The sequence below is a fragment of the Nocardioides sp. genome (assembly GCF_044226765.1).
In the GTDB taxonomy this organism is placed as follows: Bacteria; Actinomycetota; Actinomycetes; order Propionibacteriales; family Nocardioidaceae; genus Nocardioides.
The window spans coordinates 44,004-55,783 of the sequence record NZ_JBGAGJ010000015.1; the positions used below are offsets into that span (position 1 = coordinate 44,004).

Genomic DNA, 11,780 nt, shown 5'->3' on the forward strand with positions numbered 1-11,780 from the left:
GCACCCTAGGAGCCGGACCACCCGTCCGGGCTCACCCGATCCGGGTGACGACCCAGGCCTCCCCCGGAGAGCAGTCGCTGCCCGACCAGGGGGCAGACCAGCACGGTGATCGCGCCGCCGGCGACCAGGACCGACGCGTTCAGCGGCGTCATCTGGCCCTCCGAGACGGCCACCGAGGTGACCGCGACGATGATGGGGAGGCCGGTGGCGGCGAACATCCCCATCGCCGTGCTCTCGCGGCGGTCGAACCCGCTGGCCCGGGCGGCGATCCGGACCCCGCCGCCGCGGACCAGCACGATGAGCAGCACGAAGGACGCGAGCGCGACCGGCTCGGCCGCGACCGCCGCCGGGTCGATGGCCATGCCCGAGGTGATGAAGAAGACCGGGATCAGCAGCCCGAACGCCAGCCCCTGGAGCTTGTGCTCGAGGCTCTCGTGACCCTCGGGGACAAGCATCCGCAGCACGAACCCGGCGGTGAAGGCGCCGAGCACCCCGTCGAGCTGGAAGGCCGCCGCCGCGACCCCGAGGGTGACCAGCAGGAGGACGACCAGCCGGACCTCGGTCTGGCTCGAGGACTCCGCCCCCCGCCGCACCACCGCCAGCACCCGCGACTCCTCGCGGCTGAGCACGGCGCCGAACCGGTGCACCAGGACGGCGATGACGGCGAAGAGGGCGAGCACGACCAGCGAGGTCGCCGGACCCCGGGTGCTGAGCAGCACCGCCATCGCGACGATCGGTCCGAGCTCGCCGTACGCGCCGTGGTGCATGAGGGTCCGGCCGAACGGCGTGGGGAGCACCCCGCTGTCCTTGAGGATCGGCAGCAGGGTGCCGAGCGCGGTGGAGGTGAGGGCGATCGCGACCGCCACCTCGGCGTGCACGTGGTCGCTGAGCCCGACCAGCCACACCAGGCCCAGGGCCACCCCGAGACAGGCCGCCCAGGTGAGCAGGGCGCGCCGGCCGCCGCGGCCGACCAGCTCCGCCGGCTCGATCTCGTAGCCGGCGAGCAGGAACAACATCCCGAGACCCAGCTCGCGCAGCATGTCCACGCCCTGGCCGGTGACGGCGAGGTCGAGCACGTTCGGTCCGATGCAGACGCCGAGCACGAGCAGCAGCACGACCTCGGGCACGCGGTGCCGGAAGACGATCCCGGACAGCAGCGGAGCCAGGACCGCGCACAGCGAGATCCAGAAGATCGACTCCCCCGCGTTCGGCACTCAGGACGTCCAGACGACGAGGACCAGGACCAGCCAACCGGCCGCGACGCCCAGGGCGAGCAGCACCACCAGGGTGCCGAGGACCAGCCAGGTCCGGCCCGCGCCCTCGACCGTGCGCTCCGTGGCGACCACGTCCACCCGCCTGGGGTGCTCGGGGTCGTAGGCGACGTCGATCTGCTCCCCCACCCGGGGCGGCGGCGACGGGAGGTCGGTGAGGGTGACCGCCTCGACCGGCTCGTCCGCGCCGTCGGGGAGGTAGCGCACGAGCGCGAAGTAGCGGGTGTCCGGCTCCGCGCGGATGCTGAGGTCCTTGGCCTGCAGCTCCACCACGGTCGCGCTCACCGGGACGGCGCGCTCGCGGAACCGCTCGGCCGTGCGCCGCACCGACCGGCCCTTGAGCAGCAGCACCACGCCGACGACCGCGATGACGACGGTGCTGGTCAGCAGCAGGACGGTGGGGACGTAGTGGATCTTCATCCGGTGAGCTCCTCCGCGAGCGCGGCGTACCCGGGCTTGATGGTGCCGTCGATGATGGCCAGCCGCTCGTCGAAGGGCAGGAACGCCGACTTCATCGCGTTGATCGTCACCCACCGCAGGTCGTCGAGCCCGTAGCCGAACGCCTCGACCAGGGAGGCCATCTCCTTGGTCATCGACGTGTGGCTCATCAGCCGGTTGTCGGTGTTGACGGTGACCCGGAAGCGGAGGTCGGCGAGCAGGCCGATCGGGTGCTCCGCGATCGACGGTGCGGCGCCGGTCTGCACGTTCGACCACGGGCACAGCTCGAGCGGGATGCGCTTGTCGCGGACGTACGCCGCCAGCCGGCCCAGCTCCACGGAGCCGTCGTCGTGCACGGTGATGTCGTCGATGATGCGCACGCCGTGGCCGAGCCGGTCGGCACCGCACCACTGGATCGCCTGCCAGATCGAGGGCAGGCCGAAGGCCTCCCCGGCGTGGATCGTGAAGTGCGCGTTCTCCCGCTGGAGGTACTCGAACGCGTCGAGGTGCCGGGTGGGCGGGTAGCCCGCCTCGGCACCGGCGATGTCGAAGCCCGCCACTCCCCGGTCGCGCCACGCCACGGCGAGCTCGGCGATCTCCATCGAGCGCGCCCGGTTGCGCATCGCGGTGAGCAGCTGCCGCACCACGATCCGTCCCCCGGTCGCGGCCACGCCCTGCTCGAAGCCCTCCTGCACGGCCGCGACGACCTCGTCGAGGGTCAGCCCCTCCTCGACGTGCTGCTCGGGGGCGTAGCGCACCTCGGCGTACACGACGCCGTCAGCGGCCAGGTCCTCGACGCACTCCCGGGCGACCCGGGTCAGCGCCGGGGCGGTCTGCATCACCGCGACCGTGTGGGCGAAGGTCTCCAGGTAGCGCTCCAGGGAGCCCGAGTCCGCCGCCTCGGCGAACCACCGGCCGAGGGACTCGGCGGTCATCGGCCCCTCGACGGCCGGCAGCGCGTGGCCGGTCTCCGCGGCGAGGTCCACGATCGACTGCGGACGCAGGCCGCCGTCGAGGTGGTCGTGGAGGAGCACCTTCGGCGCCCGTCGGATCTGCTCGAGGGACAGGGTCATGCCGGGATCCTCGCAGAAGCCCGCTAGTTTCAGCGTCATGCGCGTACTCACGACACTCGACGAGCTGGCCGCCGCGAGCGGCGAGGAGCTCGGCACGTCCGACTGGCTCACGATCGACCAGGAGCGGGTCGACCGGTTCGCGGAGGCGACCGGCGACCACCAGTGGATCCACGTGGACGTCGAGCGGGCCGCGGCCGGCCCCTTCGGCGGCACCATCGCCCACGGCTACCTCACGCTGTCGCTCGTGCCCTACCTCGGCAGCCAGGTCTTCGCGCTGGACACGCCCGGCGCGAAGCTCAACTACGGCGTCAACAAGGTCCGCTTCCCGAACCCGGTCCGGGTGGGCAGCCGGGTCCGCGCGCACGTCGCGCTGGGTGAGGTCACCGACGTCCCCGCCGGCAAGCAGCTCACCCTGCGCTACACGATCGAGATCGAGGGCGAGGCCAAGCCCGCCTGCGTCGCCGAGACGGTGGTCCTGCTCCTGGCAGGTTGAGTTGAGGGTTGTGACCGACCGAGTTGAGGGTTGTGACCACAGCCGTGGTCGGAACCCTCGACTCAACTGGTCACAAGTCCCAACTCAACGGGTCCCCTGGGCCCGCTCCGTCAGCCGATCCGGTCGATGACCAGGGGGTCGGGGGTGTACGGCGTGCCCGCGGGCGAGATGTCGTAGCCGCCGTCGAGTGAGGCGAGGGCCCGGTCGAAGCGGCCGGGCTCGTCGGTCAGCAGCGTGAAGAGCGGCTCGCCCTCGGTGACCTCGTCGCCCGGGCGGGCGTGCCAGACCACACCGGCGCCGGCCTGCACCGGGTCCTCCTTGCGGGCGCGACCGGCGCCGAGGCGCCAGGCCGCCAGCCCGACCGCCATCGCGTCCAGCCGGGTGAGCACTCCCGACGACGGCGCCGGCACCACGTGGGACTCCCGCGCGGTCGGGAGCGGCGCGTCCGGGTCACCGTCCTGGGCGCGGACCATCGCCTTCCAGACGTCCATGGCGGAGCCGTCGGCGAGCTTGTCGGCGGGGTCCACGTCGTCGCGGCCGGCGCCGGCGAGCATCTCCCGGGCGAGCGCCAGGGTCAGCTCGACGACGTCGGCCGGCCCGCCGCCGGCCAGCACGTCGACCGACTCCTGCACCTCGACCGCGTTGCCGGCCGTGCGGCCCAGCGGGGTGGACATGTCGGTCAGGAGCGCGACCGTGTGCACACCCGCGTCCTGACCGAGCGCCACCATGGTCGCGGCGAGCTCGCGGGCCGAGTCGACGTCCTTCATGAACGCGCCGGTGCCGACCTTGACGTCCAGGACCAGGGCCCCGGTGCCCTCGGCGATCTTCTTGGACATGATCGACGACGCGATGAGGGGGATCGCCTCGACCGTCGCGGTCACGTCGCGCAACGCGTAGAGCTTCTTGTCCGCCGGAGCCAGCCCGTCCCCGGCCGCGCAGATCACCGCACCGACCGACTCCAGCTGGGCGAGCATCTCCTCGGTCGACAGGGACGCCCGCCAGCCCGGGATCGACTCCAGCTTGTCCAGGGTGCCGCCCGTGTGCCCCAGGCCGCGGCCCGAGAGCTGCGGGACGGCCACGCTGCAGGCCGCCACGAGCGGAGCCAGCGGCAGCGTGATCTTGTCCCCGACGCCACCCGTCGAGTGCTTGTCGGCGGTCGGGCGCGACAGCGAGGAGAAGTCCATCCGCTCGCCGGAGGCGATCATCGCCGCGGTCCAGCGGGCGATCTCGCGCCGGTCCATCCCGTTGAGCAGGACCGCCATCGCGAGCGCCGACATCTGCTCGTCGGCGACGTCGCCACGCGTGTAGGCGTCGATGACCCAGTCGATCTGGCTGTCGCTCAGCGCCTGGCGGTCGCGCTTCGCGGCGATGACCTCGACGGCGTCGTGTTCGTGGGGCACGTCGCGCACCCTACGGGGCCAGGTCCTCGGGACCGAACGCCGCGGGCAGCACCTCGGCCATGCTCCGCACGCCCGCGGGGGTCAGGAGCTGCAGCTGTGAGCCGCCGTTCTCCGAGAGCAGCTGGCGGCACCGTCCGCAGGGCATGATCAGGTCGCCCTCGCCGTTGACGCAGACGAAGTGGGTGAGGCGTCCGCCTCCGGTCAGGTGCAGCTGGCCGACCAGTCCGCACTCGGCGCACAGGGTGACGCCGTACGCCGCGTTCTCGACGTTGCAGCCCGCGACCACGCGGCCGTCGTCGACGCGCGCCGCGGCGCCCACGCGGTACCGCGAGTACGGCGCGTAGGCGTGGGTCGCGGCCTCGTCCGCAGCGGCTCGCAGGGCGTCCCAGTCGGGCGTCGCAGCAGGGGCGTCGGCAGGTGTGGCGGTATCCGGCACGCAGTCACCCTAACCGTTACACAATCTTTCCCGGGTAAGGGCGTGACGACCGTGAAACCTTCGGTACGGTGCACGATTGTCGCGCCGTAACTCGACGGGCGAAGATCTGGAGGCAACAGTGAAGAACTTGAGGAAGGCTGCCGGCGGCGGTGTGGCGGCCCTGCTGGCCGCGGCCGTGCTGACCGCGTGCGGCAGCGCGCCGGACGAGTCCAGCGGCGGCAGCGACGGCGGCAGCAGCCCGGCGGCGTCGGACTTCCTGCCGTGCATCGTGTCCGACGCGGGTGGCTTCGACGACAAGTCGTTCAACCAGCTCAGCTACGAGGGCGTGAAGCAGGCCGCCGACGAGCTCGGCACCGACTTCAAGGCCGTCGAGTCCAACAGCGAGAACGACTACGCCCCCAACATCGACAGCCTGGTCTCCGAAGGTTGCGACACCATCGTCACGGTCGGCTTCGCGCTCGCCGCGGCGACCAAGGAGGCGGCGGCCGCCAACCCGGACATCAAGTTCGTCCTCATCGACGACGCCGCCGACGGCGGCGACGACGGCCAGAGCTTCGACGGCAAGGCCGACGAGCCCAACATCAAGCCGCTGCTCTACGACACCGCGCAGGCCGCGTTCCTCGCGGGCTACGCCGCCGCCGACTACAGCAAGACCGGCATCGTCGGCACCTACGGTGGTCAGCCCTACCCGACCGTCACCATCTTCATGGACGGCTTCAAGCAGGGCGTCGACTACTACAACAAGGAGAACGGCAAGAGCGTCAAGGTCGTCGGCTGGGACGGCAAGAACGGCTCCTTCACCGGTGGCTTCGAGGCCAACGAGAAGGCGACCAACACCGCCAAGCAGATCATCGACCAGGGCGCTGACGTCATCCTCCCCGTCGGTGGCCCGATCTACCAGGGCGCCGTGACCGCGATCGGCGACTCGGGCAAGGACATCGCGATGATCGGCGTGGACGCCGACCTGTTCGAGACCGACCCGACCACGCAGGACGTCGTGATGACGTCGATCCTGAAGAACATGAAGGTCTCGACCTACGAGGCGATCATGTCGGCGGCCAACGACGGCGACAACTTCGACTTCGCGCCGTACGTCGGCACGCTGGAGAACGACGGCGTCGGGATCGCCCCGTTCCACAACTTCGAGTCGAAGGTCCCCGCCGACCTGTCCGACCAGCTGCAGGAGATCGCGGCCGGCATCAAGGACGGCACGATCCCGGTCAACTCCTACCTGAACCAGTGACCCTGGCAGCGTAGGTTCGCACCACCCTCGGAAGGGGGGAGGCCGGCCCCGCCGGCCTCCCCCCTTCCCTTGCCGAGACCCCCTGCCGTCGACACTAGGATCCGTGCCATGAAGCTCGTCCTCCGCGACATCACGAAGCGTTTCGGGACGCTCGTCGCCAACGACGCCATCTCGCTGACGGTGGAGCCCGGGGAGATCCACGCCCTCCTCGGCGAGAACGGCGCCGGCAAGTCCACGCTGATGAACGTCCTCTACGGGCTCTACCGGGCCGACGAGGGCGAGATCGAGCTGGACGGGGTCGTCCAGCACTTCGACGGGCCCGGCGACGCCATCGCCGCCGGCATCGGCATGGTGCACCAGCACTTCATGCTGATCCCCGTCTTCACCGTCGCCGAGAACGTCATGCTCGGCGACGAGTCGACCGGCTTCGCCGGCCGGCTCGACCTCGAGGCCTCGCGCCGGCGGGTCCGGGAGATCTCCGAGCAGTTCGGGTTCGACGTCAACCCCGACGCGCTCGTCGAGGACCTCCCCGTCGGCGTGCAGCAGCGGGTCGAGATCATCAAGGCGCTCTCCCGCGACGCCCAGGTGCTCGTGCTCGACGAGCCGACCGCGGTGCTGACGCCCCAGGAGACCGACGAGCTGATGGAGATCATGCGGCAGCTCCGGGCGGCCGGGAAGGCGATCGTCTTCATCACCCACAAGCTGCGCGAGGTGCGCGAGGTCGCGGACAAGATCACGGTCATCCGGCTCGGCAAGGTCGTCGGGGAGGCCCAGCCGACCGCGAGCAACGCCGAGCTCGCCGCCTTGATGGTCGGCCGACCGGTCGAGCTGACCGTGCACAAGGACCCGGCGAAGCCCGGCGCGGAGATGCTCGCGGTCAAGGACCTCCGGGTCTTCGACGACGCGGGCCGGGTGCACGTCGACGGCGTCAGCTTCACCGTGAAGGCCGGCGAGATCCTCGCGGTGGCCGGGGTGCAGGGCAACGGCCAGACCGAGCTGACCGAGGCGCTGATGGGCCTGCAGGACCACGTGCAGGGCTCGATCCGCCTGGACGGCCAGGAGCTGGTGGGGCGGTCGGTCCGCCACATCCTGGACTCCGGGGTCGGCTTCATCCCCGAGGACCGCCAGGTCGAGGGTCTCGTGGGCGAGTTCACGATCGCCGAGAACCTGATGCTCAACCGCAGCCACGGCGGCGAGTTCGTCCGCCGCGGCACGCTGCAGCTGGAGCACCTCGAGACGTTCGCCAAGGACAAGATCGCCGAGTACGACGTGCGCGCACCCGGCGTCACCACGCTCGCGGACCAGCTCTCCGGCGGCAACCAGCAGAAGGTCGTCGTCGCGCGGGAGCTCTCGCGCGACCTACGGCTGCTGGTCGCAGCGCAGCCGACGCGCGGCGTCGACGTGGGCTCGATCGAGTTCATCCACAAACAGATCGTGGCCGGCCGGGACGCGGGTGTCGCCGTCCTGGTGGTGTCCACCGAGCTCGACGAGGTGGCTGCCCTGGCGGACCGCATCATGGTGCTCTACCGGGGTCGCGTCGTCGGCATCGTCCCCGGGGACACGCCTCGTGAGGTGCTCGGCCTGATGATGACCGGTGAGCGTCCGGAAGGAGCGATCCCCGCATGACCAGCAGTGTCGGGACCGAGCAGCAGCCCCCCACCGAGCCGGAGGAGGCGCCGGAGCAGGACCGGTGGAGCGCCTTCCTCCACGAGTTCGCGGCCGGGAGCTTCCTGGTCGGGGTGCTCGCCGTGCTCCTCGCCGTGCTCGTCGGGTCGGTGCTGATCGCCGTCACCGATGACAACGTGCGCGCCACGGCCGGCTACATCACCGCGCGGCCGGGGGACTTCTTCAACGCCACCTGGGACGCCGTGTGGGGTGCCTACACGGCCCTGTTCCGCGGGTCGGTCTACAACACCAACGCCGACTCCTTCCAGCAGGGCATCAAGCCGCTGACGGAGACCGCGAAGTTCGCTGCTCCCCTCATCGTCTCGGGCCTCGGCGTCGGCGTCGCCTTCCGTGCCGGCCTGTTCAACATCGGTGGCCGCGGCCAGATACTGATCGCGGGTGCCGCGGCGGGCTGGGTCGGCTACCAGTTCGACCTCCCGGCCGTGCTGCACCTGAGCCTGGCACTCGTCGCCGCGATGCTGGGCGGGGCGCTGTGGGCCGGCCTGGCCGGCGTCCTCAAGGCCCGCACCGGCGCCCACGAGGTGATCGTGACGATCATGCTCAACTACGTCGCGTTCTACCTGGTGTTCTTCGCGCTCTCGAAGCAGAGCCTGCTGCAGGCGCCCGACTCGTTCAACCCCAAGTCCCTGCCGATGAAGGACTCCGCGGTCCTGCCGAAGCTCTTCGGCGACCAGTACAACCTGCACCTGGGGTTCATCATCGCGCTGCTCGCGGTCGCGTTCGCCTGGTGGCTGCTGGAGCGGTCGGCGCTCGGCTTCCGGATCCGCGCCGTGGGCATCAACCCGCAGGCCGCCCGGGCCTCGGGCATCGACGTCGGCCGCACGTACGTCGTGGTCATGCTGATCGCCGGAGCGCTCATCGGGCTGGCCGGCGCCAACCAGGTGCTCGGCACCGTGACCAGCGGCATCACCGTCGACCTCGACGCCGGGATCGGCTTCGACGCGATCACGGTCGCCCTCCTCGGCCGGTCCCGGCCGTTCGGCATCCTGGCGGCGGGCGTGCTGTTCGGCGCGTTGAAGGCCGGCGGCTTCGCGATGCAGGCCTCGCAGAACATCCCGGTCGACATCGTGCTGGTCGTGCAGTCGCTGATCGTGCTCTTCCTGGCGGCACCACCCCTGATCAAGACCATCTTCCGGCTGCCTGCCAAGGAGGCGAAGTGAGCACGACGACCGGCGAGGCCAGCATCCCGCTCGACGAGACGCCGCTGGCCGGCGTCACCACCGTCATCGACAAGAAGGCGCCGGTCCTCCTCAGCGTCCTCGCGGTCGGACTCGCGGCCATCGTGGCGTTCTTCCCCGAGTCGGGCGACACGACCTTCCGGCTCGCCGTCCCCAGCGACTTCGCCCAGCTGCCGACCGTGACCGTGCCGTCGACCCTGACCGCCTGGGTGCTGGCGGCGGTGTGCCTGCTGTGCGCGGCCGGCTCGGTCGTCCTCTACCGGCAGCGACGCAGGACGCCGATGTGGCTGGTCATCGTCTACTCGGTCGCCTGGGTCGTCGGATTCCTCACCTGGGCGGCCACCGGCGGCACCATCCCGGTCGTCGGGCTGCTCTCGGGATCGCTCGCCCTCGCCGTGCCTCTCGTCTTCGGTGCCCTCGGTGGCGTCCTCGGCGAGCGCTCGGGCGTGGTCAACATCGCGATCGAGGGGCAGCTCCTCGCCGGGGCCTTCGCCGCCGCGATGATCGCCTCGGTGGTCGGCTCCGCCTGGGCCGGACTGGTGGCCGCAAGCGTCGCGGGCGTGCTGGTCGCCCTGCTGCTGGGGCTGTTCGCCATCAGCTACTTCGTCGACCAGGTCATCGTCGGCGTGGTCCTCAACGTCTTGGTGCTCGGCCTGACCAGCTTCATGTTCACCCAGGTGCTGGCCCCCAACGCCGACACGCTCAACTCGCCGCCGCACTTCGACCGGCTGGTGATCCCGGTGCTGGGCGACATCCCCCTCATCGGGCCGATCTTCTTCCGCCAGACCCCGATCGTGTACCTCCTCTACGTCGCGGTCGCCCTGGTCACCTGGGCGCTCTACCGGACCAAGTGGGGCCTGCGGGTGCGCGCCGTCGGCGAGCACCCGACCGCGGCCGACACCGTCGGCATCAAGGTCAACCGCACCCGGTGGCGCACCATCCTGATCGCCGGCGCCGTCGCCGGCATGGGCGGCGCGTTCTACACGCTGGTCTCGGTGCCCCAGTTCAACCGGGAGATGACCGGCGGCGCGGGCTACATCGCGCTGGCGGCGGTCATCTTCGGCAAGTGGGACCCGATCCGGGCGACCCTGGCGGCGCTGCTGTTCGGCTTCGCCACGAACCTGCAGGGCGTGCTGTCGGTCATCGGCTCGCCGGTGCCCAGCCAGTTCATGCTGATGCTGCCGTACGTCGTCACGATCTTCGCGGTCGCCGGGCTCGTCGGTCGGTCGCGCCCGCCGGCCGCGGACGGGATCCCCTACCGCAAGGGCTAGTCGGGAGGGCGCAGCCGCGGCTCAGCCGCGGCGCAGGGCCGAGAGAGCGACGCCGGCGAGCACCCGGGCGCCGATGGCCACGGCGCGCTCGTCGATGCGCAGGTTGCCCTGGTGGAGGTCGTACGTCGGCCCGCCCGGCGTCCGGGTGCCCAGCCGCCCCATCGAGCCCGTGACCCGGTCCAGGTACCAGCCGAAGTCCTCGCCACCGAGGCTCTGCTGGGTCGGCACGTGCCCGGCGGGTCCGAGGACGTCCTCGACCGCGTGCCCGAGCTCGATGGTGGCGGAGAGGTCGTTGACGACCGGGGGCACGCCGCGCTGGTAGTCCACCTGGGCGTGCACGCCGTAGGGCGCGACGATCTGCTCGACCAGCACCGGGACCAGCTTCTCGGCCTCGGACCAGGCCACCGCGTCGAGCATCCGGACGGTGCCCCCGACCCGACCGGTCGCGGGGATGACGTTGTGGGCCGCGCCGGCGTGCACGATGCCCCACACCACGCTGACACCGGCGCGAGGGTCCAGGCGCCGCGAGAGGATGCCGGGCAGCTCGGTGACCACCTTGGCGAGCGCGTAGGTGAGGTCCTCGGTCAGGTGCGGCCGCGACGTGTGGCCGCCGGAGCCGGTGAGCAGCACCTCGAGGTGGTCGGCGGCGCCGGTGATCGGGCCCTCCCGCAGCCCCACCTGGCCGACGTCGAGGCTGGGGTCGCAGTGCAGCCCGAAGATCCGCTCCACGTCCGCCAGGGCACCCTCGTCGATGAGGGAGAGGGCTCCGCCGGGCATGACCTCCTCGGCGGGCTGGAAGAGCAGCCGCACCCGGCCCCGGACCAGGCCCTGCTCGTGGGCCCGGCCCAGCGCGATCGCCGCCCCGACCAGCGAGGCGACGTGGACGTCGTGGCCGCAGGCGTGGGTCACGCCGTCCACCGTGCTCGCCCAGGGGTCGTCGGTGAGGTCCGGCACCGGAAGTGCGTCGAGGTCCGCGCGCAGCGCCACGACCGGTCCGCCCTCGCCGATCTCGGCGACCAGACCGGTGCGGGGCAGCTCGGTCACCCGCCAGCCCGCGCGCTCGACCCGCGCCGCGACGAGTGCCGTCGTGCGGATCTCGCGCCAGGAGAGCTCGGGGTGGGCGTGCAGGTCGCGGCGCAGCGCGACGAGCTCCGCCTCGTGCTCGGCGACGGCGGCGTCGAGGACGGCTGCGGCGGTCGTCGGGCGGGGCATGGCACCGGCGTCGGGATCGGACATCAGGTCGAGGTTAGTTCACCGGCCGCCCCGCCGGGGCAGGTGCCCGGATCGAGTG

General features: G+C 71.5%; 11 protein-coding genes. 5 read left to right on the forward strand and 6 right to left on the reverse strand.

Annotated elements, in window-relative coordinates; all coding sequences use genetic code 11:
- Positions 1 to 5: 5 nt before the first annotated feature.
- From ACILRH_RS21705 to ACILRH_RS21715, 3 genes are read right to left on the reverse strand one after another with little or no spacing between them, the layout of a single operon-like run.
- Positions 6 to 1,214 carry a cation:proton antiporter gene (locus ACILRH_RS21705; RefSeq protein ID WP_395696153.1) on the reverse strand — a complete coding sequence of 403 codons (1,209 nt, stop codon included), beginning with the start codon at positions 1,212 to 1,214 and terminating at the stop codon, positions 6 to 8.
- Complete coding sequence (locus tag ACILRH_RS21710) at positions 1,215 to 1,691, reverse strand: DUF3592 domain-containing protein (RefSeq protein ID WP_395696154.1); 477 nt, start codon at positions 1,689 to 1,691, stop codon at positions 1,215 to 1,217.
- Complete coding sequence (locus ACILRH_RS21715) at positions 1,688 to 2,782, reverse strand: adenosine deaminase (RefSeq protein ID WP_395696155.1); 1,095 nt, start codon at positions 2,780 to 2,782, stop codon at positions 1,688 to 1,690. The genes ACILRH_RS21710 and ACILRH_RS21715 overlap by 4 nt, the downstream gene beginning before the upstream one ends.
- A gap of 37 nt (positions 2,783 to 2,819) precedes the next feature.
- Between ACILRH_RS21715 and ACILRH_RS21720 the strand changes: the two genes are divergently transcribed.
- Positions 2,820 to 3,275 (forward strand): MaoC family dehydratase, encoded by a 456-nt coding sequence (locus ACILRH_RS21720; RefSeq protein ID WP_395696156.1) that lies wholly within the window; start codon positions 2,820 to 2,822, stop codon positions 3,273 to 3,275.
- A 110-nt stretch (positions 3,276 to 3,385) separates the two neighbouring features.
- Here the strand turns inward: ACILRH_RS21720 and ACILRH_RS21725 are convergent, their stop codons facing one another.
- Positions 3,386 to 4,675, reverse strand: a complete 1,290-nt coding sequence (locus ACILRH_RS21725; RefSeq protein ID WP_395696157.1) for a thymidine phosphorylase — start codon at positions 4,673 to 4,675, stop codon at positions 3,386 to 3,388.
- Between the two features lie 10 nt (positions 4,676 to 4,685).
- On the reverse strand, positions 4,686 to 5,111 hold the full coding sequence (locus ACILRH_RS21730; protein ID WP_395696158.1) for a cytidine deaminase: 426 nt from the start codon (positions 5,109 to 5,111) through the stop codon (positions 4,686 to 4,688).
- A 118-nt stretch (positions 5,112 to 5,229) separates the two neighbouring features.
- Here ACILRH_RS21730 and ACILRH_RS21735 point away from each other — a divergent pair, with 118 nt between their 5' ends.
- The 4 genes from ACILRH_RS21735 (at position 5,230) to ACILRH_RS21750 (ending at position 10,489) form a co-directional block, all read left to right on the forward strand.
- The gene (locus ACILRH_RS21735) at positions 5,230 to 6,354 is read left to right on the forward strand and encodes a BMP family protein (protein WP_395696159.1); all 1,125 of its coding nucleotides are present in this window, start codon (positions 5,230 to 5,232) and stop codon (positions 6,352 to 6,354) included.
- 108 nt (positions 6,355 to 6,462) lie between these two features.
- Positions 6,463 to 7,980 carry an ABC transporter ATP-binding protein gene (locus ACILRH_RS21740; RefSeq protein ID WP_395696160.1) on the forward strand — a complete coding sequence of 506 codons (1,518 nt, stop codon included), beginning with the start codon at positions 6,463 to 6,465 and terminating at the stop codon, positions 7,978 to 7,980.
- A complete protein-coding gene (locus ACILRH_RS21745) occupies positions 7,977 to 9,200 on the forward strand; it encodes an ABC transporter permease (protein ID WP_395696161.1) in 1,224 nt (407 codons plus the stop codon). Before ACILRH_RS21740 ends, ACILRH_RS21745 begins: the two co-directional genes overlap by 4 nt.
- Positions 9,197 to 10,489 carry an ABC transporter permease gene (locus tag ACILRH_RS21750; RefSeq protein WP_395696162.1) on the forward strand — a complete coding sequence of 431 codons (1,293 nt, stop codon included), beginning with the start codon at positions 9,197 to 9,199 and terminating at the stop codon, positions 10,487 to 10,489. The genes ACILRH_RS21745 and ACILRH_RS21750 overlap by 4 nt, the downstream gene beginning before the upstream one ends.
- A gap of 21 nt (positions 10,490 to 10,510) precedes the next feature.
- Here the strand turns inward: ACILRH_RS21750 and ACILRH_RS21755 are convergent, their stop codons facing one another.
- A complete protein-coding gene (locus tag ACILRH_RS21755; protein WP_395696163.1) occupies positions 10,511 to 11,725 on the reverse strand; it encodes an amidohydrolase in 1,215 nt (404 codons plus the stop codon).
- Positions 11,726 to 11,780 lie beyond the last annotated feature (55 nt).